This is a genomic window from Pseudomonas sp. HY13-MNA-CIBAN-0226, from assembly GCF_040310305.1.
Lineage (GTDB): Bacteria > Pseudomonadota > Gammaproteobacteria > Pseudomonadales > Pseudomonadaceae > Aquipseudomonas > Aquipseudomonas gregormendelii.
Genome location: NZ_JBEOPS010000163.1, coordinates 1 through 284 on the forward strand (window position 1 = coordinate 1; position 284 = coordinate 284).

General features: G+C 40.5%; 1 protein-coding gene. It reads left to right on the top strand.

The genetic code is table 11. The features are described 5' to 3' along the window. Positions 1–80 precede the first annotated feature (80 nt). The coding region (locus tag AAEZ05_RS28235; RefSeq protein ID WP_350649870.1) for a hypothetical protein at positions 81–284 on the top strand (204 nt) is incomplete at its 3' end.

Genomic DNA, 284 nt, shown 5'->3' on the forward strand with positions numbered 1-284 from the left:
GTGTTATAGCTCACAATGAATATTCGATGTTGCTAACCATCAATCACTGAATAAACAACCACCATAAAAAAGGACTTTTTATGCTTAAAATTATCTCTATTGCGGCGTTAGCTTTGGCTGTATCCTCTTGCGCCAGTGTTGAAAATATTTTAAACGCGCCAGATAAGGTGCAATCAACGCCAGAAACGATGACTGCTATCAATGCTGAGAAGGGTTTGGTGACGATGCAAAGTAATCACTCCGTTCAAGATACTGCGGATAAGCTAGCAGCGATTATCGAAAGC